General features: G+C 75.1%; 18 protein-coding genes. 4 read left to right on the top strand and 14 right to left on the bottom strand.

What is annotated here, in order from left to right:
- From pulA (EDD28_RS02645) to EDD28_RS02635, 3 genes are all read left to right on the top strand, one after another.
- Positions 1–6,132: a pullulanase-type alpha-1,6-glucosidase gene (gene pulA, locus EDD28_RS02645; RefSeq protein WP_245967891.1), complete on the top strand. Its 6,132-nt coding sequence runs from the start codon at positions 1–3 to the stop codon at positions 6,130–6,132.
- A gap of 117 nt (positions 6,133–6,249) precedes the next feature.
- Positions 6,250–8,991 (top strand): pullulanase-type alpha-1,6-glucosidase, encoded by a 2,742-nt coding sequence (pulA, locus tag EDD28_RS02640; RefSeq protein ID WP_123738203.1) that lies wholly within the window; start codon positions 6,250–6,252, stop codon positions 8,989–8,991.
- Between the two features lie 137 nt (positions 8,992–9,128).
- Complete coding sequence (locus EDD28_RS02635) at positions 9,129–9,596, top strand: DUF4190 domain-containing protein (RefSeq protein ID WP_123738202.1); 468 nt, start codon at positions 9,129–9,131, stop codon at positions 9,594–9,596.
- A gap of 96 nt (positions 9,597–9,692) precedes the next feature.
- Here the strand turns inward: EDD28_RS02635 and EDD28_RS02630 are convergent, their stop codons facing one another.
- The 5 genes from EDD28_RS02630 to EDD28_RS02610 form a co-directional block, all read right to left on the bottom strand.
- A complete protein-coding gene (locus EDD28_RS02630) occupies positions 9,693–10,274 on the bottom strand; it encodes an RNA polymerase sigma factor (RefSeq protein WP_245967890.1) in 582 nt (193 codons plus the stop codon).
- Entirely contained in the window at positions 10,271–10,933 is a 663-nt protein-coding gene (locus EDD28_RS02625) for a hypothetical protein (protein WP_123738201.1), read from the bottom strand. The genes EDD28_RS02630 and EDD28_RS02625 overlap by 4 nt, the downstream gene beginning before the upstream one ends.
- An 85-nt stretch (positions 10,934–11,018) precedes the next feature.
- Positions 11,019–11,936, bottom strand: a complete 918-nt coding sequence (locus EDD28_RS02620; RefSeq protein ID WP_123738200.1) for a DUF4031 domain-containing protein — start codon at positions 11,934–11,936, stop codon at positions 11,019–11,021.
- 11 nt (positions 11,937–11,947) lie between these two features.
- Entirely contained in the window at positions 11,948–12,541 is a 594-nt protein-coding gene (locus EDD28_RS02615; protein ID WP_245967889.1) for an NUDIX hydrolase, read from the bottom strand.
- Positions 12,538–13,992, bottom strand: a complete 1,455-nt coding sequence (locus EDD28_RS02610; protein WP_123738199.1) for a glycoside hydrolase family 32 protein — start codon at positions 13,990–13,992, stop codon at positions 12,538–12,540. Before EDD28_RS02610 ends, EDD28_RS02615 begins: the two co-directional genes overlap by 4 nt.
- Before the next feature lie 189 nt (positions 13,993–14,181).
- On the opposite strand from EDD28_RS02610, the gene EDD28_RS02605 reads away from it, so the two are divergent.
- A complete protein-coding gene (locus EDD28_RS02605) occupies positions 14,182–14,469 on the top strand; it encodes a hypothetical protein (RefSeq protein ID WP_123738198.1) in 288 nt (95 codons plus the stop codon).
- A 401-nt stretch (positions 14,470–14,870) separates the two neighbouring features.
- Here EDD28_RS02605 and EDD28_RS02600 read toward each other — a convergent pair whose 3' ends face one another.
- The 9 genes from EDD28_RS02600 to EDD28_RS02560 all read right to left on the bottom strand — a co-directional run bounded on the left by EDD28_RS02600 (position 14,871) and on the right by EDD28_RS02560 (position 26,999).
- Positions 14,871–15,164 (bottom strand): WXG100 family type VII secretion target, encoded by a 294-nt coding sequence (locus tag EDD28_RS02600; protein ID WP_123738197.1) that lies wholly within the window; start codon positions 15,162–15,164, stop codon positions 14,871–14,873.
- 57 nt (positions 15,165–15,221) lie between these two features.
- The gene (locus EDD28_RS17645) at positions 15,222–16,295 is read right to left on the bottom strand and encodes an HD domain-containing protein (protein WP_211339096.1); all 1,074 of its coding nucleotides are present in this window, start codon (positions 16,293–16,295) and stop codon (positions 15,222–15,224) included.
- A gap of 128 nt (positions 16,296–16,423) precedes the next feature.
- Positions 16,424–18,007 carry a sensor histidine kinase gene (locus EDD28_RS02590; protein WP_123738196.1) on the bottom strand — a complete coding sequence of 528 codons (1,584 nt, stop codon included), beginning with the start codon at positions 18,005–18,007 and terminating at the stop codon, positions 16,424–16,426.
- Entirely contained in the window at positions 18,004–18,744 is a 741-nt protein-coding gene (locus tag EDD28_RS02585; RefSeq protein ID WP_123738195.1) for a response regulator transcription factor, read from the bottom strand. Before EDD28_RS02585 ends, EDD28_RS02590 begins: the two co-directional genes overlap by 4 nt.
- 644 nt (positions 18,745–19,388) lie before the next feature.
- Positions 19,389–19,955, bottom strand: a complete 567-nt coding sequence (locus tag EDD28_RS02580; protein WP_123738194.1) for an NYN domain-containing protein — start codon at positions 19,953–19,955, stop codon at positions 19,389–19,391.
- A gap of 266 nt (positions 19,956–20,221) precedes the next feature.
- Positions 20,222–20,989 carry a PspA/IM30 family protein gene (locus EDD28_RS02575; RefSeq protein ID WP_123738193.1) on the bottom strand — a complete coding sequence of 256 codons (768 nt, stop codon included), beginning with the start codon at positions 20,987–20,989 and terminating at the stop codon, positions 20,222–20,224.
- Positions 20,990–21,078: 89 nt separating this feature from the next.
- Positions 21,079–23,154, bottom strand: a complete 2,076-nt coding sequence (locus EDD28_RS02570) for a TPM domain-containing protein (protein WP_123738192.1) — start codon at positions 23,152–23,154, stop codon at positions 21,079–21,081.
- Between the two features lie 78 nt (positions 23,155–23,232).
- Positions 23,233–24,930: a DNA repair helicase XPB gene (locus EDD28_RS02565; protein WP_123738191.1), complete on the bottom strand. Its 1,698-nt coding sequence runs from the start codon at positions 24,928–24,930 to the stop codon at positions 23,233–23,235.
- A gap of 80 nt (positions 24,931–25,010) precedes the next feature.
- Entirely contained in the window at positions 25,011–26,999 is a 1,989-nt protein-coding gene (locus EDD28_RS02560) for a helicase-associated domain-containing protein (RefSeq protein WP_123738190.1), read from the bottom strand.
- Between the last annotated feature and the right edge of the window lies 1 nt (position 27,000).

Below are 27,000 nucleotides of genomic sequence, written 5' to 3'. Positions count from 1 at the left end.
GTGTCTCAGCACAGTTCTTCGCGCGGCGTCAGCACGAGGCGGCAGAGCCGTCGCCCGGCTGCCGCGCTCGCCGCTCTCGCCCTCGCCGCGACCGGTCTCGGCGCGGCTCTCGCCGCGACGCCGGTCGCGCCGGCGGCGGCAGCCCCGCGGCCCCTCACCCTCGTCGGCAGCCTGCAGTCCGAGCTCGGCTGCGCCGGTGACTGGCAGCCGGAGTGCACCGCGACCGACCTCGCGCCGACCGGGACCGACGGCGTCTACGCCGCCGAGTTCACGCTCCCGGCGGGCAGCTACGAGTACAAGGTGACCTACGACCACGCGTGGGAGGAGTCCTACGGCCGCGAGGGCGGCTCGGGCAACACGCCGCTCGTGCTCGCGGGGGAGACCCGCCTGCGGTTCACCTTCGACGCCACCACCAAGCGCACGGGCCTCGTGCCCCTCGACCTGGCCGGCGATGTGAGCGACGCCGACTCCGCCCTCGTGGCGGACCCCGTCCGGCAGGCGGGGGGCGACGAGGTCTTCTACTTCGTCATGACGGACCGGTTCGCGAACGGCGACACCACCAACGACCGTGGCGGCGAGGACTCCGACGACCGTCTCGTCACCGGCCTCGACCCGACGGACAAGGGCTTCTACCACGGCGGCGACATCGCCGGTCTGCGTGACAGGCTCGACTACATCGAGGGCCTCGGCACCACCGCCATCTGGCTCACGCCGTCGTTCAAGAACCGCCCGGTCCAGGGCACGGGCGCCGACGCCTCGGCCGGGTACCACGGCTACTGGGTCACGGACTTCACCCAGATCGACCCGCACCTCGGCACGAACGACGAGCTCGCGGACTTCATCGACGCCGCGCACGACCGCGACATCAAGGTCTACTTCGACATCATCACCAACCACACGGCCGACGTCATCTCCTACCAGGAGGGCCAGTACGGCTACGTGCCGCAGGCGTCGTCGCCCTACCGCGACGCGAACGGCAACCCGTTCGACCCGGCCGACTACGCCGGGACGGACACCTTCCCCGAGCTCGACGCCGCGACGTCGTTCCCCTACACGCCGGTGATCGACCCGGCGGACGCCGACCTGCGCGTCCCCGCGTGGCTCAACGACCCGACGCTGTACCACAACCGGGGCGACTCGACCTGGGAGGGCGAGTCCGTCACCTACGGCGACTTCAGCGGCCTGGACGACCTGTTCACGGAGCACCCGACGGTCGTCGACGGCTTCATCGACGTCTACGACGCGTGGGTCGACCTCGGCATCGACGGCTTCCGCATCGACACCGTCAAGCACGTGAACTTCGAGTTCTGGCAGGCGTTCACCGCAGCCGTCTCCCAGCACGCCACCGCCGTCGGCAACCCCGACTTCTTCATGTTCGGCGAGGTCTACGACGCCGACCCGGTCAAGCTCAGCCCGTACGTCCGTCGCACGCAGATGGACTCGGTGCTCGACTTCTACTTCCAGCAGCAGGCCCTCACCTTCGCGAGCGGCGGCCTGCCTAGCTCGCTGTCCGCGCTGTTCGCCGGAGACGACTACTACACGACGCCGACCACGTCGGCGTCCGCGCTCCCGTCCTTCCTCGGCAACCACGACATGGGCCGCGTCGGCTACTTCCTGCGCACCACGGACAACCCGCTCGAGCGCAGCGAGCTGGCGCACGAGCTCATGTTCCTCACGCGCGGCCAGCCCGTCGTCTACTACGGCGACGAGCAGGGCTTCGCCGGCACCGGCGGCGACAAGGACGCCCGGCAGGACATGTTCGCGACGCAGGTGGCCGAGTACGCGAACCAGCCCCTCGTCACGGGGGTCACGGCCGGCTCGGTCGACCGGTTCGACACGTCCGCCCCGCTGTACCGGACGATCGCGGACGTCGCGGCCCTGCGTGCACAGCACCCGGCGCTGAGCGACGGCGCCCAGATCGAGCGGCTCGTCGACTCCAGCGGCGTCTACGCCTTCTCCCGCGTCGACCGCGACGAGAAGGTCGAGTACCTCGTCGTCGCGAACAACGCGGCCGCCGCGCGCACGGTCGACGTGCCGACGCTGACGGCGGACGCGACGTTCGCGCCGCTCTACCCGCTGGACGGGAGCGTCACCGGTGTTGTCACGGGCACCGACGCGGTCGCGAGCGTGACCGTCCCGGCCCGCTCGGCCGTCGTGCTCCGGGCCGACGGCACCGTGACCGCCCCGGCGGCGGCCGCGGGAGTCACGGTCTCCACCCCGGCGCCCGGTGCCTCGATCGACGGCCTCGTCCCCGTGTCCGCGTCGGCGGACGACCACTGGCGCGAGACCTCGTTCGCCTGGCGCGTCGTCGGCGACGACGAGTGGACTCAGCTCGGGACCGCCGAGACGACGAAGCCGCGCGTCTTCCACGACACCGCGGGCCTCGCCGACGGGACGCTGGTGGAGTACCGCGCGGTCTCCCTCGACGCGGCCGGGAACGTGTCGGCCGCCTCGAGCTACGGCTCCGTCCGGGTCGGTGTCACGACCACCGAGCCCGAGGAGCCGGGTCCGTCGACCTACGACGCCGTGAGCGTCCCCGGCAGCCACAACTCCGAGATGGGGTGCAGCGCCGACTGGCAGCCCGGCTGCACGCAGGCCCAGCTGACGCTGCGTCCGGACGGGATCTGGTCGGGCACGTTCGACCTGCCGGCCGGCGACTACGAGTACAAGGTCGCGATCGACGGGAGCTGGGACCTCAACTTCGGCGCCGGGGGCGTCAAGGACGGTCCGAACGTCACCTACACGCACGCCGGCGGCCCGATCACGTTCTACTTCGACCCGGTGACCAACCGGTTCAGCAACACCTCGTCCGGCCCGATCATCACGCTCGCCGGTGACTTCCAGTCCGAGCTGGGCTGCCCCGGCGACTGGCAGCCGGCCTCGATGTGCGCCTGGCTGCAGGACGACGACGGGGACGGCATCTACACGTTCTCGACGACCGGCATCCCGACGGGTGCCTACGAGGTCAAGGTGGCCCACGGCCTGTCCTGGGACGAGAACTACGGCGTCGACGGGGTTCGCGACGGATCGAACTACCGGTTCTCCGCCACCGGCGGCAAGGTCGTCGCCTTCTCCTACGAGATCGCGAGGCACCTGCTCACGATCACGGTCGAGGACCCGCCGCTGCCGGGTACGGGCGAGCTGCGTGCGCACTGGGTCGGCGAGGACCTCCTCGCCTGGCCGCGGACGCTCGGCGTCGCCTCCGGTGCGAGCTGGTCGCTGCACCACTCCGCCGACGCCACCCTGGCCGTCGCGGACGGGGCGGTGACGGGCGGGTCGAGCATCGACCTGACGCCGGTCGACCTGCCCGCCGAGGTCACCGAGCGGTTCCCGGCGCTCGCCGGCTACCAGGGCCTCGCCCTGCCCGACGACGTCGACCGCGACGCCGTCCGGGAGCTGCTGACCGAGCAGGTGTGGGTGTCCCAGAGCGCCGACGGCGCCCTCACGGCGGCGACCGGCGTCCAGGTCCCGGGTGTGCTCGACGACCTGTACGCCGCCGCGGTGCGCGACGTCGAGCTCGGTGTCGTCTTCGCGGACGACGCCGGTCGCCCGGTGCCGGACGCGGCGCCCGGTCGCGGCGTGCCCGCCGCGGGGCGGGCGCTGGCGGCCGGCGGGACGGCCAGCGCCCGGCTGTGGGCACCGACCGCCCAGTCGGTCGAGCTGCAGCTCGGTGCGGGCGGCGGGGAGCCGTCGGACGACGTGCCGGCATCCCTCGACCCCGTGACGGGCGTGTGGTCCGTGCCGGACGGGACCCTGGCCGGCGGTGACACCTACCGGTGGGTCGTCACCGTCTACGCGCCGACGACGGGTCGGATCGAGACGAACACCGTCACCGACCCCTACTCCCACGCGCTGACGCTCAACTCCCTCGCCAGCGTCGCCGTCGACCTGTCCGACCCGGCGACCCAGCCGGCCGAGTGGGTCGAGGAGACGGCCGACCCGGTCGCCAACGCGGCGAGCCGCGCGATCTGGGAGCTGCACGTCCGCGACTTCTCGATCGGCGACGCGAGCGTCCCGGCGGACGAGCGCGGTACCTACAAGGCGTTCACCCACGAGGACTCCGCGGGCATGACGCACCTGACCGAGCTGGCCGAGGCCGGGCTCACCACGGTGCACCTGCTCCCGACGTTCGACATCGCCTCCATCGAGGAGGACCGGGACGCCCAGACGACGCCGGACTGCGACCTGGCGGCGCTGAGCGCGGCCGACCCGGCCGGGACGCAGCAGCAGGCGTGCGTCGGCGCGCAGCGCGGCACCGACGGGTACAACTGGGGCTACGACCCGTGGCACTACCTGGCGCCCGAGGGCTCCTACGCGAGCGACCCCGACGGGGCGGCCCGCGTGACCGAGTTCCGCGAGATGGTCGGTGCGCTGCACTCGATCGGGCTCGAGGTCGTGCTCGACCAGGTGTACAACCACACCGCCGCGTCCGGGCAGGCCGAGAAGTCGGTGCTCGACCGCGTCGTCCCCGGCTACTACCACCGGCTCGACGCCGGGGGCTCGGTCCAGACCTCCACGTGCTGCCAGAACATCGCGACGGAGCACGAGGTCGCCGAGAAGCTCATGGTCGACTCCATCGTCATGTGGGCGCGCGACTACAAGGTCGACGGCTTCCGGTTCGACCTCATGGGCCACCACTCCCGGGAGAACATGCTGGCGATCCGCGACGCGCTCGACGAGCTGACGCTCGCCGACGACGGGGTCGACGGCTCCCGGATCTACCTCTACGGGGAGGGCTGGAACTTCGGTGAGGTCGCGAACAACGCCCTGTTCGAGCAGGCGACCCAGGGGCAGCTCGGCGGGACCGGGATCGGCTCGTTCAACGACCGGCTCCGCGACGCGGTGCACGGCGGCGGCCCGCTCGACGGGGACTCGCTCTTCGACCAGGGCTTCGGCACCGGGCTGGCGACCGACCCGAACGGGAAGAACCGGACCGACGATGCGGCGCTCGGCCACCTGACCGACCTGGTGAAGCTCGGGATGGCCGGGAACCTGCGCGACTACGTGCTGCTCACGAGCGACGGAACGGAGCTGCGCGGCGACCAGATCGACTACAACGGGGCGCCGGCCGGCTACGCCGACTCGCCGGAGGAGAGCGTCAACTACGTCGACGCGCACGACAACCAGACGCTCTACGACATCGCGGCGCTCAAGCTGCCGCAGGACACGTCGATGACCGACCGGGTGCGGATGAACACGGTGCAGCTCGCCACGGTCACGCTCGGTCAGTCGCCGTCGTTCTGGCACGCGGGCACCGAGCTGCTGCGGAGCAAGTCGCTGGATCGCAACTCCTACGACTCCGGTGACTGGTTCAACCGGATCGACTGGACCGGCGCGGAGACCACGTTCGGCTCCGGACTGCCGCCGGCCTGGGACAACGAGTCGGCGTGGGCGCGGATGACGCCGTACCTGAGCGACGCGAGCCTCGCCCCGGACGCCGCCGCCATCGCGGCGGCCGACGGCCAGGCGCAAGACCTGCTGCGCGTTCGGAGCGAGGTCGACCTGCTCACCCTCGGCAGCGCCGAGCTGATCGAGGAGAAGGTCTCCTTCCCCGGCAGCGGCCCCGACGAGGCACCGGGCACGCTGGCCATGCTCGTCGACGACACGATCGGCGAGAGCGCGTCCGACACGCTCGACGCCGCGCTCGTGCTCATCAACGCCAGCCCCGAGGCGGTCACGCGGACCTTCCCGGAGCTCGTCGGCCGGCCGTTCGTGCTGACGCCGGCGCAGGCCGACGGCTCCGACCCCGTGGTCGCGGACGTCGAGTGGGACGAGGCCGACGGCTCGGTCGTCGTGCCCGCCCGCTCCTACCTCGTCCTCGTCGAGGCCGACGAGACCGAGCCGTCGCCGACGCCGAGCGAGCCGTCGACACCGCCGACGGACGGGTCATCCGGCCCGACCGGCGGTCCGACCGACGGGTCCTCGGGCCCGACCGGCGGTCCGACGGACGGCTCGACCGCCCCGACGGGTGGGTCGACCGGGTCGACCGGCGGCGGCACGGCGGCGCCCGGTGCTCCGGGCGGACCGGGCGGCATCCCGACGACCGGCGTCACGCTCGGGCTGCTCGGGGTGGCCGCGCTGCTCCTCGGGGCCGGTGCCCTGCTCGTCCGGCGGCGTCGCGCCCTGGGCTGATCCGGGGCGCCGGACACCCCGGCGCACCAGCACGGCACGCACCGCCGGGCGGGTCCGTCCCGCCCGGCGGTGCGTGCTGCCGACGGCCCGAGCCCGGGCCTCGACGAAGGAGTGACCTTGCCCGACCGGCCGCACGCGTCCGACCGCCCAGCCGACCTCCTCGCGCACTGGCTGCGGCCGGACCTGCTGGCCCTGCCGTCGTCCTGGCCGGAACGGGCCGCGCTGCTGCCCGCCGCCGTCGGGCCGGTCGAGCTGACCCGGGACACCGCGCGCGACGCTCAGGTGCCGCGCTACCTGCGCGAGGCCGGCTGGGTCGCCTGGTCCGCGCCGATGAGCGCCGACCGGGCCCGGGAGGCGGTGCGCGGACGTGTCGTCGTCGTCGATCACGACGGGGCGACCGGTGCGGCGGCGACCGGCGACGCCGGTGCGCGCCGGGTGACCGGTGTCCAGCTCGGCGAGCTGCTCGACGCGCTCTACCCCGAGGCGGTCACCTCGGCGCCGCTGGGCGCCACGGTGGCGGCGGACGGCGCGGTGACCGCGCGGCTGTGGGCGCCGACGGCGTTCGACGTCGGGCTGGAGCTGCTCGAGGTGGTCGAGCCGGAGCACGGGACGGTGCGCCCGGGGGCGGTGCTGCCCGCCGCGCGGGACGAGGCGACCGGAGTCTGGGCCGTCGGCGGCAGCGGGGGCGGCGACGCCGGCGCTGCCGGGCTCGTCGTCGGCGCCGCGTACCGGTGGCTCGTCGAGGTGTACGCGCCGTCGACCGGTCGCGTCGAGGTCAACCACGTGACCGACCCGTACTCGTTCGCGCTCACGACCGGATCGACGGCCGGCGTCGTCGTCGACCTCGCCGACCCGGACCTGGCGCCCGAGACCTGGCGACGGACCCCGGCACCGCGGCCGGCGCGGTCGGTCGACCACCTCGTCACCGAGCTGCACGTGCGGGACCTGTCCCGCGACGCCGACGGCCTCGACCCGGCCGAGCGGGGGACGTACCGCGCGTTCACGCGCGACATCCCGGGCACGCGGCACCTGCGCGCGCTCGCGGAGGCCGGCGTCACCACCGTCCACCTGCTGCCCGTCTTCGACATCGCGACCATCGAGGAGGACCGCAGCCGGTGGCCGGCGGCGCAGGCCGTCGCCGATCCCGCCGTGCTCGCGGGTCTGGACCGCGCGGGTGAGGAGCAGCAGCTCCTGGTCGGCGAGGCCAACGCGATCGCCCGCACGTTCAACTGGGGCTACGACCCGTTCCACGTCTTCGCGCCCGAGGGCAGCTACGCGGTGGACCCGCACGGCGCGGCGCGCGTGGCGGAGGTCCGGGAGATGGTCGGCGCGCTGCACGCGACGGGGCTGGCCGTCGTGCTCGACCAGGTCTACAACCACACGCACTCCTGCGGGCAGGACCCGACGTCCGTGCTGTGCCGGGTCGTGCCGGGCTACTACGCCCGGCTGTCGCCGACCGGGGAGGTCGAGACCTCGACCTGCTGCCCCAACGTCGCGACCGAGCGGGCGATGGCGCAGCGCTGGATGGTCGACGCGGTGGTCCACTGGGCGCGCGCCTACCGCGTCGACGGGTTCCGGTTCGACCTCATGGGCCACCACTCGCGGGAGAACCTGCTGGCGGTCCGGCACGCGCTCGACGGGCTGAGCCTCGAGGAGGACGGGGTCGACGGCCCGGGCATCCTGCTCTACGGCGAGGGCTGGAGCTTCGGCGAGGTCGCGGACGACGCGCGGTTCGTCCAGGCGCGCCAGGGCAACCTGGGCGGCACGGGGATCGCGACGTTCTCCGACCGGCTGCGCGACGCCGTCGACGGCGGCACCCCGTCGGAGCGCTCGACGCTGCGGGAGCCGGGGTTCGCGACGGGACTCGGGTTCGCGGTCCATGACGGTGAGGGCGCGGGCGGCGATCCGGGCGGTCGCGACCGCCCGGCTGGCCCGGCGGTCGCGGAGCTGCGGCGGCGGGCGGCGGCGCTGCTGCGGCTGGGGCTCGCGGGCAACCTGCGCTCGGTGCGCATCCCCGTGGCCGGGGGCGGCGTCGTGCGCGGCGACGAGATCCCCTACGGCGACGGCGCGGCCGGCTACGCGGACTCCCCGGACGAGGTCGTGACCTACGTCGACGCGCACGACAACGAGACGTTCTACGACCTGGCCGTGCTCAAGCTGCCGGTCCTGACGGGCCCGCGCGAGCGGGTCCGCGTCAACACGCTCGGTCTCGCCGCGGTCGCGTGGAGCCAGACGCCGGGATTCTGGCACGCCGGCAGCGAGCTGCTGCGGAGCAAGTCGCTCGACCACGACTCCTACGACTCCGGCGACTGGTTCAACCGCGTCGACTGGACGGGCGAGACCTCGGCGTTCGGCAGCGGGCTGCCGCCGGCGTGGCGCAACGTCGCGGAGTGGGACCTGCTGCGTCCGCTGCTCGCCGAGCCGCGCCTGCGGCCGAGCGCCTCGATGATCCGGGCGGCGCGCGAGGCGGCGTTCGCGGTCGCCAGGACCCGGCGGGACGTGCCGCTGCTCCGGCTCGGTTCGGCCGAGCTGATCGAGGCCGCCGTCGACTTCCCCGAGGGCGAGCGGACCGACGTCGTCGCGGTGCTCGTCGACACGGTCGGGCTTGCGGAGCACCAGGCCGCCGCGGCGGCTGCCGTCGACCCGCGGCACGGCGCCGCGCTCGTCGTGCTCAACGGGTCCGATCGCGAGACGCGGGTGTCGGTCCCGCGGATGCGGGGCCGGGTGCTGCGCGCGGCGCCGGCGCTGGCGGAGTGGGCCGCGAGCGCGGGGGAGGAGCTGCCGGAGTGGTACCTCGCCACCGGGGTGCTGCGCGTGCCGCCGCTCGGCTGCGCGGTGCTCGTGGAGCCCCGCGCCTGATCGCCGACGCGCGGGGTGCGCCGCCGGGGTGCGCCGCCGGGGCGTCGGACCGACCATGATGTGGCACCGTCCGCCCGCGGCGGCGTGAGACGCTACCCTGTACGGTTCACGTCAGCCGCAACATAAGGAATGCCACGATGACCTACCCGCAGCAGCCGGGCGGCAACGACCCCCAGACGCCCCAGACCCCGCCGGTGCCCTCGCCCTACGACGGCACGCCGGCCGAGTACGGCCAGCCCGCGCCCTCCGCGCAGCCCGTCCAGCCGCCCTACGGCTCACCCGTCGCGCCGCCCCAGTACGGCCAGACGACCGACGTCCCCGGTGCCCCGGCCGCGCCCGGCTACACGGACCCCTACGCCGCGAGCCCGTACGCGCAGGGCCCGCAGGGCGTCCAGCCGATGACCTGGCGGACCGTCCTCGGCTACGTCTTCGGTGCGATCGCCACGCTGTTCGTCCCGATCGTCTTCGGCGTCCTCGCCATCGTGTTCGCCTCGCTCGCCGTCAAGCGGAACGAGAAGACGTCGCGGATCGCGCTCGGCGTCGCGGTCGCCGGGACGATCATCGGTTTCATCCTCGGCGCGCTCTCGACGCAGATGCTCACCTGAGCCGGCGTCCTCGCCTCCGACGACGGGGTGACTCCCGGGCTCCCACGAGCCTGGAGGTCACCCCGTCGTCGTCGGTGGGATGGGTCGCAGCGGAGATCAGCTCGCGGCGAGCAGCTCGGCCAGGCGCTCGCGGGCCCGGGCGTAGTGCGAGCGGGCGGTCGAGGCCCTGATGCCGGCGATCTCGGCGGCCTCCGTGAGCGAGAACCCGTCCCAGTGCACGAGCGCCACGAGCTCACGCTGGCGCGGCGGCAGCGCCTGGACGGCCGCGCGGACCTCGCGTGCCCGCTCGCCCGACTCGCTCCCGGGGAAGCCCGCCTCCCGCAGCGCCGGCAGCGCGTCGGTGAGAGCCGTCTGGAGTCGCTCCGTCAGCGCCGAGGCGCGCGAGCGCGAGCGCCGGTGGTTCGCCAGCGTGCGGCGCGCGACGCCGAACAGCCACATCCGCGCACGCGTCGGGTCCTCCGGCACGACGTCGCGTCGGCGCCAGACCGTGACGAACACCTCCGAGAGCACGTCGGGCGCGTCGTCCCGGTCCGTCCGCCGCAGCAGGTAGCCGAGCAGGTCGGAGGAGCTGGCGCGAAGCGCGGCCTCGACGCGGTCGGCGACGACGGTCTCGTCGCCCCCGACCCGTGTCGGCCTGAGCTCCCGGTGCGACTCGAGCACGACGACGTCCGCGGTCACGAACCGCTCCACGGCTGGGAGCCGTCGGACGAGACCCCGCAGGAGACGGCCGTCACGAGGTCGGCCGAGCCCCCGGCGTTCAGCCCCTCGCGCTCGAGCGCGGCGGTGATCTTCGCCTGGACGCCGTCGAGGTCGACCGTGCCCGACTCCTCCACGCCACCGCCCGGCACCTCGTCGTAGGTCGTGTTCTCCCACTCGACGCCCGCGAGCTCCGCGTCCCAGTCGTGGGTGGCCATGAAGTCCGCGACGGCGTCGTACTCGGCCTGGTCGAACGTCTCCGGCGAACCCGACTGGATCGTGACGCCGGACGCGTCGGTGCGGGCCTCGCCGTCCGCCGGCAGCACGTTGACGAAGAGGCCGCACCCGCCGGTGCCGCCGGCCAGCTCGTGCGTCGTGGAGAGGTGGATGGGGGAGTCGGCGGAGAACAGGTCGAACACGCCCTCGGCCGCCGCGGCGGTGGCGCCGAGGGTGAGCACCCCGGCCGCGACGGGGACCGCCCACCGGCGGACGGGCATCCGGCGCCGGGTGCCGAGGGGGAGCGGCTCGACGGCCGCGGTGTCGGCGACGAGGTCGGCGAGGGCCGCGTGGACCGCGGGGTCGTCGAGGGCGGGTCGGGCGGGGTCGGCGCTGACGAGCAGGTCGTCAAGGGTGGCGCGCATCGTGTTCCTCCACGGGTGATCGGGACGCTACACCGGGAACGTGTCCGGGACGCCGGCCGGCGTCCACCCGCCGGGTCCGGCCGCGTCAGGCGCGCAGGGCGGCGACCTCGGCCTCCAGGTTGGCCCTGGCCGCGGCGTCCCAGCGGTGGCGGGCGGTGGCGGTGCCGTAGAGCTCACCGTCCAGGAGCGCCTCGAGGATCGCCGCGCGTCCGGGGCGGAACACCGCGTCGGGCACGTGGGCGTACTCCTGGCGGATCGCCGCCGCGTAGTCCGCGTACCGCTGGGGGCTCGCGCCGAGCACCGCCAGGTCGGCGTCGGACAGGAGCAGGGCCGCGTCGTCGTCGGCGGCTGGGTCGTGGGTCGCGGTCATCAGGACGACGCCGGCCACCCGTCCGGCATCCGGGTCGTCCGCGAGGAGGCGGAGCGCGAGGTCGGCCGACGCCGCCTCGTCGGAGCCGGCGGGGTCGGGGTGCGGCTCGTCGCGACCGAGCCCCGAGGCGTGGACGGCGTCGTGGAACCACGCGCCGAGCCGCGCGACCCGCAGGTCGGCGGCCGGCGCGGTCTCCGCGTCGGCGAGCAGGTCGATGGCGTCCAGCACCTCCGACAGGTGCCGGGCGTCGTGGTGCAGCCGGCCGCGCTGGGACCACCGCGCGAGGAGGTCGACGCCCGCGGCGGCGAGCGTCTCCTGCCTCGGCCCGGCCGCCTCCCGCCACCGCAGGAGGAGGCGAGCGCGCTCAGCCGCGCGCAGCCGCGGCGGGCGGCGCAGACCCGAGGCCCGCAGCCGCGTGATGAGCTCGTGCCCGCCGACGCGCTCGGCGCCCAGCGCCGCGAGGTCGTCGACCCGGGTCGCGGGGACGTCGTAGTGGTCCTGGTCGAAGCCGCGGGCCGGCACGCCCGCACGATGGGCGAAGGCGTGCAGCTCGCCCAGCGAGGAGTCCGAGACCAGGTGCGACCACAGCGTCCCGTGGGCCGGCCACCGGGCGGGATCGACGAGGACGGCCACGGCGCGACCGGCTAGCGGCCGGCCGGGACGGCGAGCGCCGCCGCGACCTCGACGGCCAGCCGCGGCGTCGTCGGCTCGGGCAGGGCGTCGACGGGCCACCAGCGCACGTCGAGCGACTCGTCGCTGCACACCGGCGTGGGCGGGAGGCCGTCCGGCGTCCCCGCCGCGCGGACGACGTAGCCGACGTCCAGGTGGCGCGTCGGGATCCCGAGCGCGCACGTGAACGGGTGCGCGTCGAGAAGGAGCGGGGTGGCGTCGACGCGGGCCCCGACCAGCCCGGTCTCCTCCGTGACCTCGCGCAGCGCCGCCGCGGCGAGCGAGTCGTCGCCCGGCTCGAGGTGGCCGCCGGGCGGCAGCCACCGTCCAGCCCGCGGGTGCAGGACGAGCAGGACGAACCGGCGGGTCGCGTCGAGGACGAGGCCCGACGCCGTGAGGTGTCCCGGCGCGTTGGCGCGCCACAGGCCATCGGGTCCGGCGAGCAGGAAGGCGAGGTAGGCCTGGCGAAGGCTCGCCTGGTCGTGCGTCGGCGGCTCCCAGGAGGCCAGCTCCTCGACGGACGCCGCGTGCAGCCCGGGCGACGGCACCGGGGCCGCGGGCGTCGTCACGCTCCGCGCCCGTTCTCGTAGCCGGACTCGTAGCCGGTCTCGTAGCCGGTCTCGTCGGTGACGGCGACGGTCGCGTCGCCCGCGCCGGTGACCCGGACCCGCAGCAGCTCACCCGGTCGGAGGTACACGCGGACCGTGTGGGCCTGCCCGTCGACGAACGCCTCGAGGACCGAGGCGTCACCGAGCACCCCGACCCGGGCGCCCGCGAGGTCGAGGACGGGACGCGCGGGGGCCGCGGGAGTCGACGGAGCCGTCGCGGCGAGCGGCGTCAGCGCGGGCTCGACCGCCGCGCCGGTGTCGTCGACGACGTCGATCGTGACGCGGGAGGCGTCGGCGTCGGCGGCGCTCGTCCCGGTGGCGCCGGCGTCCAGCAGCCAGGCCCGATCGGACGGCGCCGTCCAGGCGTCCCCGGTCGCGACGGGCTCCCGGCGGCCGAACACGTCGAGGACCGGCGGCGCGAGGCGGCTCGTGAGGCCCGTCGGGCCGAGCTCGAGGACGCGGGGGAGCGCGAGCAGGCCGGCCCAGTCACGTCCGTCTGGGACGCCGTCGCTGCGCGTCCCCTCCCAGACCCAGGTCCAGGCGAGCACCTCGCCGGACTCGGTCGTGACGAGCTGCGGGGCGTAGGCGCACGTCCCCGTGTCGTAGGGGCCGCCGGTGCTGGGCACGAAGCGGAGGCCGTCGGGGCTGTCGGCGCCCTCGGCCGTGAGCGTCCCCGCGAGCCACGCGACGCGCTGCGGGCCGAAGTGCTCGCAGCCGGGCGGGCGGTCGTCCCAGAGGGCGAGGACGAGCACCCACGTCTCGCCGAACCGGACGAGCTGCGGGCACTCCCACAGGAGCGATGCCGCCAGCTCGGCCGCGAGAGGGTCGTCGCCGGTGAGCAGCCGGCCGAGGTAGCGCCACTCGTCGAGGTCGCTCGCGTCGTAGAGCAGCACGAGCGGCGTGCCGTCGTCCGTCCCGGCGCCCTGGATCGCGAGCCGTCGCCCCTGCCACTCGAACAGGTAGGGGTCGCGAACGTCGCGGACGTCCTCGAGCGCGGGCGGTGTGACGCCGGCGTCCGGCTGGCGCCAGGCGCTCGCGTCGTCGGCCACGGGCTCGGCGACGGCGACCCGGGCCGACCCCGTCCCCGCCTCGGGCACGGCGGTGTAGACGAGCGGCGGCCGACCGGCCGGGGCCGGTCCACCCGAGGCTCCGACGCTGAGCGCGACCCCCGACCACGCGCCGTTCCCGTCGATCGTCCCGGGGCGCTTGTGCAGCGCGATCGGCTCCTCCCGCCAGTGCACGAGGTCGGTCGAGGACAGGTGTGCCCAGGTGATGTCGCCCCACACCGGGGAGCTCGGGTTGTGCTGGCACATGACGTGCCACCGACCGTCCCAGAAGCCGATGCCGTTCGGGTCGTTGATCCAGCCCGTTCGGGGACGTGCGTGCAGGTGAGGGCGGTGGAGGTCGGTCACCGTCCGAGGCTACCGGCGCACCGCGGGACGGCCGCCATCGTGGGCGCCGCCGGCGGACCGAGCGCCCGGACTTGACCCTCGACTGCTACCTGTGAGTAGCATCGCGGGGAGTCGGTTTCGGATGGTTCAGGGGTGCTCATGGGGTCTGGTGAGGTTTCGCGGGTGTGGATCGACGCGTTACGCCGTGCGGTGTCCGACTGGACCGCCCAGGCCGAGGGGCTGAGGTCGGCCCGCGCGGTGCTGCTCGACGTCGAGGACGGAGTGGGCGGCCTCGGGCATCGGGTGGGCTCGGCCGCCCGGGCGTTCGTCTCGGCGTGGATCGATGCGCTGACCGGTCGCCGGAGCGACGCGCTGGCGCATGCGGAGACCGTGGAGGTCTCGGCGGACGCCTACGCGGAGGTGGACGCGGAGCAGGAGGCGGCGCTCCTCGCGCTGCTCCCGGTGGGCGACTGGTCGCTGCGGCCGGGGCCGTCGTGACGGCAATGGCGACGAGATCCTCAGCGGTGGCGACGCTCGCTCCGGCGTCAACGCCGCGATCCTGCCGGTCACCGGCTTCGCCCGACGACGGAGGACAGGCGGACGTGCCGTGCGTCGGGTCCGCCGGGCCGCCGTCGCGGCTCGGCTGGCCGTGGGATCGATCGTCCTCGGGCGCTGCGTGACCGCCCCCGAGACCCCCAACGCGCTGAGCTCGAGGCGGACGTCCAGGGGAGGGCCCGGCGGACCACCGAGGTGCGGACGAGGTGGCCGTCCCGGAGACGGCGAGGACGCCGTGCGCGGGACGCTCGCTGCTCCGGCATGACACCGACGCGTCGCGAGCCCGCCGGGTGCAGCCCGCGTCGCGAGCCCGCCGGGTGCAGCCCGCGTCGCGGGGCCGCCGGCTAGACCGGGATGAAGAGCCGTGTCGCGGCGTCCTCGGTGTCGGTGTACCGGCGTGCGGCGGAGTCCAGCGCGACCCCGATCGCCGTGAGGCTCGACTCGACCTGCGTCTGCGTGGTCCGCCACTGCTGGGCGAGCAGCCCGAGCTGCGTGGCGGCCGAGCCCTGCCAGGACGACTCGAGCGTGGTGAGGTGGTTCATCATCGCCTGCACCTCGGAGGCGATGACCTGGCCGGAGGCCCTCGTGGCGGCCGCGGCGCCCGCCACGGCCTCGGCGTCGACTCGGTACTGCGTCATGGGTGGTCCCTCTCGACTCGTGCTCCGCGGCCCGGACGGGTCGTGGAGCACCAGACGCTAGGGGCGGCCGCGGAACCGCGGGATGCGGTTGAGCGTGGAGTAGCCCTCGTCGACATCCGGCTCGTCGGTGGACAGCCCTCGACCCTCGCGACCACCGGCGTCGCGCCGGTCCGCGGGGATCTCCCGGATGCTGCGCCGGACGACCTGGTGCTCGTCCGGCGTCACCGGTCCGGAGTCGCGACCCGAGCCGCGAGCCTCGGGGGCGAGCGGACCGGACGCCGTCCCGCCCTCCCCGCCCGTGGCGCGGACGTGCGCCGCGTCGCCGTCGGCTGCGCCGACGTTCATCGCGTCCTCGTCGCCCGCGTCGTCGCCCGCGACCGCGTCACCGCGCTCCGCGTCCCCGCCCGACTCGGCGGCGAGCCGCTCGCTCTCGGCGTGCTCGGCCTCCTCCAGGTCGACCAGCTCGCCCTCGAGCAGCTCCAGCTCCGCGGCGAGGTTCTGCCGCGCGGGCTCCTCCCAGTCCTGGGCCATCGGGCTGGTGAAGATGCGCGAGCGGGAGGCGAGCTTGCGCAGGATGGTGATGCGGGCCTCGAGGTATGCGGCCGGGTCGATGTGCGCGTACTCGGCGCGGATGTTGCGCCGGTACTCGGCGTAGCGCTGCGGCTCGGCGGCCAGGCCGGACAGGTCGGCGTCGCACAGCGCCTGCGCGTCGAGGTCCCGGGGCGCGGCGGAGTGCCGGTGCATCTGCTCCTGGAGCTCGGCGACCCGTGTCACCGTCTCCTCGGGCACCCCGAGCCGTGGCAGCTCCTCGCGGGCCCGGTCGGCCCCGCGGACGGGGTCCTCGCCGCCCTTGTGCGCGAAGGCCGTGCGACGCTCGGCGGAGAACTCGGCGCCGTGGTACCAGGCGGCGATCCGGACGACGTCGGGGTCGTGGGTCTCCTCCGCGAGCTGGTCGATGCTCGCGAGCACGTCGACGAGGTGCCGCAGCGCGTGGTGGAACCGGTCGGGGCTGCGCCAGCTCGCCACGAGGGCGTTGGCCACCGCCTCGATCTCCTCGGTGCCGGCCGTCGCCCCGATCGCCTTGGCGCTTCGCACGAATGAGGGGACGAGCCACTGGGGTGCCTCGGTCATGCCCATGGTCGAACAGTCCAGTCCATCGGAGTCGGCACCGGTCCGGGTCGGACCAGCGCGCGCAAACGTTGGCGATGATACGCCAGCCTCGTCGGGAGGATCGTCCGCGGTGGCCGCGGCCTCGGCGGTCAGGCGCGGGGGAGCGTGACCCGCATCGTCGCGCCGCCGCCCGGCGTCTCGACGCACACGACGTCGCCGCCCAGCACCCGCGCGGCGTCGCGCGCGATGGCGAGCCCGAGCCCGGAGCCGCCCTCGTCCCGTGAGCGCCCCGCGTCGAGCCGGGCGAACCGTTCGAACACGCGCTCGCGATCGTCGGCGGGAATGCCGGGACCGTGGTCACGGACGTCGATGACGACGACGTCGGGGTCCTCCGTGGTCGCCACGAGCTCGATCGGTGAGCCCGACGGGGTGTAGGCGACGGCGTTGCCGACGAGGTTCGTGAGGATCTGGCGGAGCACTCCCGGATCGGCCCGGAGCGCGAGCTCGGCACCGGGCCCCGCGTCGGTCGACGGCACGACGCCGGCGTCGGGCCCGCCGTCGCGACCGGTCTCGTCGTCGGGCGCGCCCGACGTGGTGGGCCGCCCCGTGACGTCGACCGTCACCTCCCGCGCGGGGTCGAGGGCGCGCGCGTCCAGGGCGAGGGAGTCGAGCAGCGCGCCAACGGCGACCGCCTCGGGGGCCAGCGGCGCCGACTGGTCGAGCCGCGTGAGGGCGAGGAGGTCGGCGACGAGGGCCGACATCCGGCCCGCCGACTCCTCGATCCGGCCGAGGACCTCCGGCACGTTCTCGGTCGGGACGCCGCCGAGCCGGTACAGCTCGGTGTAGCCGCGGATGGCGGCGAGCGGGGTGCGCAGCTCGTGCGAGGCGTCGCCGACGAAGCGCTGGAGTCGCTCCTCGCCCGCGCGGCGGGCCTCGAACGCCGCCTCGAGGTCGGCGAGCATCGTGTTGAGCGACCGGGCGAGCGAGCCGACCTCCGTGCTCGGGGGAAGCTCCTCGACGCGCTGGGAGAGGTCCCCGTCCGCGATCTGCGCCGCGGTCGTCTCGATCCGGCGCAGCGGACGCAGGCTCTGGCGCACGACGCCGTAGGTGAGCGCGGCCGCCGCCAGCAGCACGCCGCCGCCGACGGCCATGAGCGCGCCGCCCATCCAGCGGACCGTCGCGTTGACCGTGTCGAGCGGCAGCGCGATGGCGGCCGTGCCCTCGACGGTGCCGCTCTGCCCCTCGGCCGTCCGCACCGTCACCCGCCACGTGCCGGTCCCGTCCTGCGAGCGCACCGTGAAGGGGTCGGACCCGCGGGCCACCACGGCGTCGAGGTCCAGGGACCCCAGCCGCGGGTACGTCGCGGCGGTGGAGTAGCGGTGCACGACGTTGCCGTCGACGTCGGCGATGATGACGGCGTACTCCGCCGGGATGAGCGGGTTGTTGGCGGTCTGCGCGTTGATCGACTCCCACACGAGCGACTGCGCGGCCTTGTCGAGCTGTTCGTCGACGGCGGTGAGCAGCGTCGAGCGCAGCATCGTGAGCGCGAGCGTGCTGAGCGCCCCGATCGCGATGAGCAGGAGCGCGACGAACAGCACGACCAGGCGGACGCGCAGCGGCTCACGCCGCCAGGCACTCGTCGCCCCGGCCCGCGACGTGGTGTCCGCCCGGGGTCGCGGGTCGGTCGGGTCGCTGGCGGGCTCGCCCGTCGCGCCGGCGCGGGGCTCGGTCACGGGGTCTTGAGCACGTAGCCGAGCCCGCGCTTGGTGTGGATGAGCGGAACCGGCTTGTCGCTTCCGGACCCGTCGGGGGACGGCTGGTCGATCTTGCGCCGCAGGTAGGAGATGTAGGACTCGACGATGGTCGGCTCGCCGCGCCAGTCGTAGTCCCACACGTGGTCGAGGATCTGCTGGCGCGAGAGCACGCGGCCCGCGTTGGCGGTGAGGTAGCGCAGCAGCTCGAACTCGGTGGGCGACAGCTCGATGATCCGCCCGGCGCGCCGCACCTCGTGGGCGTCGGAGTCGATCTCGAGGTCGGCGTAGCGCAGGACGGCGGAGGCGGCCTTGGCGCTCGCGGTCCGACGCAGCACCGCGCGGATGCGGGCGACCAGCTCCTCGAGGCTGAACGGCTTCGTCACGTAGTCGTCGCCGCCGACCGTGAGGCCGGTGACGGTCGACGGGACGTCGTCGCGCGCCGTGAGGAAGAGGACCGGCGTGGTGATGCCGCGCTCGCGCAGGCGGCGGGTGACCTCGAAGCCGTCGAGGTCGGGGAGCATGACGTCGAGCACGACGAGGTCGACCCGCTCGTTGAGCAGGGTGACGATCGCCTCCTGCCCGGTGGCGGCGCTCACGACCTCGAAGCCCGCGAACCGCAGGGACGCCTCGAGAAGCTCGCGGATGTTGCGCTCGTCGTCGACGACGGCGATCCGTGCCTCGCGCTCGTCGGACCGCGGCTGCCCCAGGGTGCTCACCGGTCCATCCTGCACCGCGACGCTGGAAGGTTCCTGGGTGTCTCCTGGGTGGCCGCGCGGGGGCGGGTGTGAGGGCTCGCGCGTGGCCACCGGAACCACCGTGGCCACGGAGCGACCGGGTGGAATCGGTGATCCGGTGCCGGGGTGGCCTCGGCGGTGGCCGTGGCCGGCTGGTTCGCCGTGGCCACGCGTGGGCCGGGTCCCCGGGGTGAGGCGGTCCGGGGGTGGTCACGGCCATCGCGGTGGCCACGGAGCGACCGGGTGGGGGCGGCGATCCGGCGCCAGGGTGGCCACGGCGGTGGCCATGGCCGGCTGGTTCGCCGTGGCCACGTGTGGGGCGGGTCTCCGGGGTGAGGCGGTCCGGGGGTGGTCACGGCAGTCGCGGTGGCCACGGAGCGACCGGATGGAATCGGCGATCCGGTGCCGGGGTGGCCACGGCTGGATGGCCGCCGTGGCCATGGCCGGCTGGTTTGCCGTGGTCACGCGTGGGCCGGGTGTCCGGGGTGAGGCGGTCCGGGGGTGGCCACGGCCATCGCGGTGGCCACGGAGCGACCGGGTGGGGGCGGCGATCCGGCGCCAGGGTGGACACGGCGGTCCCGGGGTGGCGGCCGCCGACGGGTCGCGGCGTCGGCGACCGCGGACCGTCAGAGGTAGCGCGTCGGGTCGAACACGTCGATCGGGATGATCCGGACCCGCGGCAGCGGCGCGGTGAAGGCGCCGAGGTCGTCCTCGAGGTCGTGGATCGTGAGGCCCTGCTCCGTCAGCTCGGTGAACTGGGCGTTCGCGAACTCGCGGAACGCGAGGAGACCGACGCGGTGCGGCCCGTCGAGCAGCGCCTCGACCTGCGGGAGGAAGTCGCCGTCGTGGCTCGCGAGGAGGACGTCACCGGGACGGTCGACGAGGGCCTCCAGCGTGCGCTGGATACCCATGTCGACGACCTTTTCGTGGGCCTGACCCGACAGCGGGATCGGGTGGTAGCCGAGGGCGAGGAGCGCCTGGACGAAGCCCATCGGCATCTGCCCGGACGAGGCGTTGAGGAAGAACAGCGCCGTGACGGGCTGGTGCCACAGCTGCTCGGCGAAGGTCGCGACGCGCTCCCAGCGCGGACGCTCCTCCGGGTTGGGGCGGCGTCCGAGGACGCTCATGCCGAGCGTTGCGTCGATGTTCTCGCCGTCGACGAGGAGGTACGTACGGCGTCCTGGCTGCTCCATGCCGCCACCCTACGGCGCGCGACCGTTGACGCGCAGGGGCCCGGCCTCGCCGCGTCGGATCCGGCCGAAGCGGAGCATCCGATCGCAGCGCTCCGGCTCGGGCGCGGCCAGCTCACGGACCGTGGCCCGGACCCTCGCTCCCCACGGCCTCCGCCCGCCTCGCCGCAACCGCCCGCCCCGCGGCCCCCTTCACCCGGCGGAACGACGAAGCCGGACCCGGCACGCCTGGTGGGGCGCGCCGGGTCCGGCTCCCGGACCGGGTCGGCTCAGCTCTCGAGCTCGTCGTACGTGCGGGCCGGCGGGAGGACGCCCCCGGCCGGGTTGCCCGACTTCAGGGCCTCGAGGCGCAGCTCGATCTCCGTCTTGTCGCCCTCGGCCTCGAGCGCCTCGAACTGCGACTCGAAGCTGGACGCCGCCAGCTCGGCCTGGCCGGCCGCGTGGGCCTCCTCGCGACGCACCGAGTCCTCCCAGCGGGAGATCTCCGAGGTCGGGTCGAGCACGTTGATCGAGCCGATCGACTCCTGGACCTGTCGCTGGGCCTGCGCGGCCTTGGCGCGGGCGACCAGCTCGTCGCGCTTCGACTGGAGCTGGGAGAGCTTGTCCTTCATCCCGGCGAGGCCGGCCTTGAGCTTCTCGGCCGTGTCCGCCTGGCTGGCGACGAGCGGCTCAGCCGAGGCGACCTCGCGCTCGTACTGGAGCTGCTTGCCGAGCGCGACCTTCGCGAGGTTCTCGAACCGGGCGGCCTCGGTGGTGTCGCCGTCGGCGGCCTTGCGCTGGGCGGTCGCCGCGGCGGCCGCGGCCTTCGCGCCCCACTCCTGGACGGCGGCGCGGTCCGACTCGAGGTCGGCCTGCGCGAGGCGCACGTTGCCGATCGTCTGGGCGATCGCGTTCTCGGCCTCGACGATGTTGTTCGTGTAGTCCCGGATGAGCTGGTTGAGCATCTTCTCCGGGTCCTCGGCCCGGTCCAGCAGCGCGTTGATGTTCGCCCGCGCGAGCTGGCCGATGCGGCCGAGGATCGTCTGCTTCTCTGCCATGTGCTTCACCTTTCTGTCCCCCGCGGGTGCGGAGTGGGAGTGTGCGGCGACGACGGCGTCGTCGCCGGGATCTGTCGTCCTGACCGGTCCTAGAACCGGCCGCCGCGGCTGCGTCCGCTCGACCCGCCGCGCGAGCCGCCGCCGGAGCTGCGGGAGCCGCCGCCGAAACCGCCTCGGGAGCTGCCGCCGCGCGACCCGCCGCGGGATCCGCTCGACCCGCCCCAGGAGGAGCCGCCACCCCACGACGAGCCGCCGCCCCAGGAGCTGCGCCGTCCGCCGCCGGCGAGGAGGCCGCCGAGGATGAGCGAGCCGACGTCCACGCCGCCGCCCCCGCCCCCGTAGCCGCCCTGACCGCTCTGCCACGTGCTCACGTCCTGCTCAGCGAGCATGCGGGCTCGGCCGACGTGCACCTCCGCCTGCCGCAGCGTCTCGAGCGCCTGGGCCGGGTCGGTCGCGGCGATCTGCTGGGACAGCGTGTAGAGCCGGATGCCCTCGGCGAGCTCGGTGCGGGCGGTCGGCCCGACGGCGCCGCGGCGGGAGGTGATGTAGTCGTTGACCCCGCGGATGGTGGAGTCGAGCTGCGCCGAGCGGTTGGCGAGCTGCGCCTTGGCCCGCTGGAGGACCTCGGCCTGCTCCCGGTAGGGCGCGAGCGCGGCGTCGAGCGCCGTCTCCGCGCCGCCGAGCGCGGCCAGCGCCCCGAGCGGGTCCCCCTGCGGCGTCATCGCGGTCTGCGCCTGGGCGACGGCCGCCTGGCCGGCCGTGACGAGCGTCGTGACGGCCGGGTCCGACGGTGCGAGCCGGCTGGCGTCGGCGAAGTCGCTCGTGATCGACGCGACGGCGGCCTGGAGCTTGGGACCGGCCGCCGCGAGGTCGTCCTTGGCGCGGTCGACGGCGCCGAGCAGGTCGCGTGCCTGGCCGAGCGCGTTCTCCGCGACCCGGAGCTGGGACACCGCGCCGCTCGCGTTCTGGGCCGTGAGCTCCTGCTGCGCCGTGGCGAGCGCGCCGCGCGCCCCGTCGACGAGGCGCGCGGCCTGGTCCGGGTTGCCGCTCACGGTGGCGAGGGCGCTCGGCGGGTACTGGACGCCGAGCATGTCGAGCGTCGAGCGCGCCGGGGCCACCCGTCCCGCGACCTCGTCGGCCTGCTGGAGGAGCTGCTGCAGGTGCTGCGGGGCGTCGGCCTGCTCCCGGCGCAGCGCCTCGAACGCCTCCGACTGCTCCCGCAGCGCGGCCGAGACGTGGTCGCACGTCGTGAGGATCTCGATCGCGAGCGCGCGCCGCTGGGGCTCCTGCGTCGCCTGGTCGAGCTGCTTGCGCTGCGCGAACGCGTGCGAGACCCGCGCCTTGGCGTCGGCCAGCACCTGCGCGAACGTCCCCGTCGCGTCGCTGCCGAACTGGGCCTCGGCGAACCCGAGGTCCTCCTCGAAGCTGCGCAGCTCGTCGTCGATCGCGACGAGGGCCGTCCCGGACCGGGCGACCAGCTCGTCCGTCGGCAGGGCGTTCGGGTCCTGGGCGCCCGCAGCCCCGGCGCCCTTCTTGCGCCGCGAGTAGGCCCAGGCGCCGACGCCGGCGGCGCCGGCACCGAGCACGCCGACGACGACCCAGCCGGCCGCACCCGAGCCGTCGCCGCCCGAGAGCGTGTCCGCCGCGGCGACGACCGCGCCCGACCACGGGGCGCCGTCGTCGGCCGCCGCGGACAGGGCCTCGATCACGCGGTCCTCGACCCGGTCGTACAGCCCGTCGGACACGTCGTTGCCGGCCCAGAGGCCGTACGCCCGGTCGTCGACGGCCACGGCGACGAGCACGTCCGACGTCGACAGCGACGACATCTCCGCGCTCTGCTCGGCCCACTCGTACCCGGAGGTGCCGTCGAACGAGTCGACGTACACGGCCCACAGCCGGTACCGCCCCTCGGCCTGCAGGTCCGAGATCGCGGTCTCGGCGTCGGACCGGCCGTTCTCCAGGACCTGCGCCGACGTGAGGTCGGTGAGGGGCTCCGGGACGAACATCGGGGCGTCGGCACGCGCCTGCGGCGCGAGGAGCAGCAGGCCGGCGCCCGCGAGCACGACGGCCAGCAGCCCCGTCAGGAGCGCGAGCGCGAGGGCTCGCGACCGCGTCGGGGCGGTGAGGTGGCCGGGCGGGAGGACGTGCGTCGGGGATCCGTGCATGTCCCGATCCTTCCTCCCGTCACCGACATTGGCAACGACTCCGGCTCGGCCGTCCACAGGCGGCGACGGCGGCCGGCGCTACTCCAGCTCCGCGAGGTCCTCGGCGTCGACGATCGTGTAGGAGTACCCCTGCTCCGCGAGGAACCGCTGGCGGTGGGCGGCGAAGTCGGCGTCGACCGTGTCGCGCACGACCACCGCGTAGAACCACGCGGAGCGCCCGTCCTCCTTCGGTCGCAGCAGCCGGCCGAGCCGCTGCGCCTCCTCCTGGCGCGACCCGAACGCGCCCGACACCTGGATGGCGACCGTCGCCTCCGGCAGGTCGACGGAGAAGTTCGCGACCTTCGAGACCACGAGCGTGCGGACCTCCCCGGCGCGGAACGCGTCGAACAGGCGCTGGCGCTCGCGGACCGTGGTCGAGCCCGTGATGAGCGGCGCGTCGAGGGAGGCGGCGAGCTCGTCGAGCTGGTCGAGGTACTGCCCGATGACGAGCGTCTGCTCGCCCGCGTGCCGCTCGAGCAGCGCGCGCACCGCGTCGATCTTGCCCGGCGCGGTCGCCGCGAGCCGGTAGCGGTCCTCCGGCTCGGCGGTGGCGTAGACCATCCGCATCGGCTCGGGCAGCGTGAGCCGCACCTCGACGCACCGCGCGGGCGCGATCCAGCCCTGCGCCTCGATGTCCTTCCACGGCGCGTCGTAGCGCTTGGGCCCGATGAGCGAGAACACCTCGTCCTCGCGGCCGTCCTCCCGCACGAGCGTCGCGGTCAGCCCGAGCCGCCGCCGCGCCTGCAGGTCGGCCGTCATGCGGAAGATCGGCGCGGGCAGGAGGTGCACCTCGTCGTAGACGATGAGCCCCCAGTCCTTCGCGTCGAGCAGCTCCAGGTGCGGGTAGGCGCCCTTCCGCCTCGTCGTGAGCACCTGGTAGGTCGCGATCGTGACCGGCTTGATCTCCTTGCGCTGCCCGGAGTACTCGCCGATCTCCTCGGGCGTGAGCGTCGTGCGGCGGATCAGCTCGTCGCGCCACTGCCGCGCCGAGACGGTGTTCGTGACGAGGATGAGCGTCGTCGCGCTCGCCTGGGCCATCGCCGCCGCGCCGACGATCGTCTTGCCGGCTCCGCAGGGCAGGACGACGACGCCGGAGCCGCCGTGCCAGAACGTCTCGACGGCCTGCGACTGGTACGGGCGCAGGGCCCAGGGACGACCCGGCGTGCCGTCCGCCGCCGGCCCGCCGGACAGGTCGAGGTCGATCGGGTGGGCCTCGCCGTCGACGTAGCCCGCGAGGTCCTCGGCCGGCCAGCCGAGCTTGAGGAGCACCTGCTTGAGGTGGCCGCGCTGGGAGGGGTGGACGACGACGCTGGTCTCGTCGAGCCGTTCCCCGAGCAGTCCGGCCGTGCGCCTGGACCGCAGCACCTCCTCGAGGACGGCGCGGTCGAGCGCGTGCAGGACGAGGCCGTGCGCCGGGTCGCTCAGGAGCTGGAGCCGGCCGTAGCGGGACATCGTCTCCGCGACGTCGACGAGGAGCGCGTGCGGCACCGGGTAGCGGGAGTACCGCACGAGGGCGTCGACGACCTGCTCGGCGTCGTGCCCGGCGGCGCGCGCGTTCCACAGGCCGAGCGGCGTCAGCCGGTAGGTGTGGACGTGCTCGGGGGCGCGCTCGAGCTCGGCGAACGGTGCGATCGCGCGCCGGGCGTCGCCGGCCAGCTCGTGGTCGACCTCGAGCAGGAGCGTCTTGTCCGACTGGACGATGAGCGGGCCGCCGGTCGGGGGAGGGACGGAGGGCATCCCTCCATCTTCCCCCAGTGCGTCGGCCCCAGTGCGTCGGCCCAGTGCCTCGGGCCCAGACCCGATGGGTCGGCCAGGCCTCAGCGCTGGTCGACGCTCGCGACCCGGTGCAGCGCCACCGTGACGTCGGCCTCCCGCGTGAGGTCGCGGGCGACGAGGCTGCCGCCGCTCAGTCGCAGCGGGCGCACCAGCCGGCGCGATCGAGCGCCGTCGGACGCGACGATCTCGATCTCGACCTCCTGCCGACCCGCGACGGCGGCGCGCAGCGCCCCGGCGACGTCGGCCGCGTCGCCCCGCGCCGCGATGAGCTCCTCGCTCTCCCGGAGCGCCGCCACGAGAGCCGTCGTGTCCCGCTGCCCGACCGCCGTTCCCGCGCCGCGTCCCGGCGCTAGCCAGCGCGGCTGCCGCGCCGGCGGGGGACGGTGCAGGTCGAGCACCTGGCCGCCCGGACCCTCGACGACCACGGGCCGCCCCATGCCCCCGAGCAGCGTGGCCAGGTGCGCGGCCGGCAGGGTGGAGACCGCGACGGTCGGCGCGAGCAGCAGGAGCCCCAGCTCGTCGGCCTCGACCAGTCCGAGCAGGGCCACCGGGTCCTCGGCCCGCAGGTAGCTCGACGCCGGTCCGGCGCGCAGACCGCCCTGGCGGCGCTCCGCGTCGCGCACCGCATACTCCAGCGCCTGCGGCACGGGGGTGAGGCTGAGGTCGGCGAGGTCCGCGAGGAGCTCGCGCGCGGTGACACCGCTCGCGACCGCGCGCTCCAGCGATGCCGGGGTGAACCGGGCCGTCACCGCGTCGCCCGTCGACTCGATCTCGGTGGCCAGCCGCAGGAGGCGCGCGACGGCGGGAGCCGGGCGTCCCGGGACGACCGCCGTGAGGTCGCCCTGGAGCAGGACTCGGTCGACGCTGGCCGGCAGCAGGCCGCGCAGCGCGGTCGCGAGCTCCGGCCCGTCCGGGTCCGCGAGCAGCGCGCGCCCCGTCGGCGCCAGCGACCCGGCCCCGGTGAGGCCCAGCATCGCCGCCTCCGCGAGCACCGCCCGGACCGTCCCGAGCGGCGGGGGCAGCAGCGGGCTGTGCCAGGCCAGGTGGGCGCGGACCGCCTCGGCGTCGGGGGCGGCCCCGGCGGGCCACGCCGCGAGCGCCTCGAGGACGCGTCGCCGCAGCCGCCGGGCCCAGGCCCGGTCGAGCCCGTCGCCGAGGGGCGCCCGGCGCGATCCGTCGGGCGCCACCGTCCCCGCCAGCGCCGGTGCCCGGTCGCTCCACCACCACGCGAGCACCACCCGCGCCCAGCGCAGGTCGTCCGCGTCGTCGTCCGCGTCCTCGTCCGGCCGTCGCGTCCCCGCGAGCCGGTCGACGCCGGTCGCCCCCTCCCGGGAGGCGCCCACCTCGGACGGTGCGAGCGGCGCCCACGCGCGGTCGTCGCCGTGCTCGCGCAGGCCGACCTCACCGCCGATCCCGGCCAGCTCGACGAGCCGGACGACGTCGGCCTCGTCGAGGTCGAGCGCGCGGGCGACGCGACGCACCTCGCGCACGGCGACGCCGCCCGTGCGCACCGTGACACCGGGCTGCTGCGTCCACAGGTCGGCCAGCGCGGTGAGCCGGCGCAGCAGCGTCGTCGCGGCGCGGGCCGCCTCCGCGTCGACCACGGACTCGGCCAGCGCTGGCGCGTCGGCTAGCGGGGGAGTCGCCTGCGCCGGGTCGAGCAGGGTGCCGTCCTGGGCGCGCAGCGTCGCGAGCGTCTCGGGCAGTCCGCGCGCGGGGGACCAGCCGGCGGGCGCGTCCTCGTCGGGGACGACGAGGCCGCGCGCGGCGAGGTCGGCGATCGACGCGGGTGACGTCGCGGCGTCGCTCGCCCCGGTCGCGCCGTCCGCGAGCGACGCCAGGAGCGCCAGCCGCGGGGTGTCGAGGGCGTGCAGCGCGAGCGTGAGCGAGCGGGACGTGCTGGCCCGCTCGGCCAGCGTGGCGAGCGAGCCGGGCAGGGGCGCGGCGAGGTCGGGGCGCAGGCGCAGGAGGTCGGCGAGCTGGGCATCCGACCAGGTCGCGAGCTGCGGGACGCGCTGAGGCGGAACCATT

Origin of the sequence: Salana multivorans (assembly GCF_003751805.1) — a bacterium.
In the GTDB taxonomy this organism is placed as follows: domain Bacteria; phylum Actinomycetota; class Actinomycetes; order Actinomycetales; family Beutenbergiaceae; genus Salana; species Salana multivorans.
The sequence above is the reverse complement of the archived record's forward strand: the minus strand, read 5'-3'. Positions and strand labels throughout refer to the sequence as shown.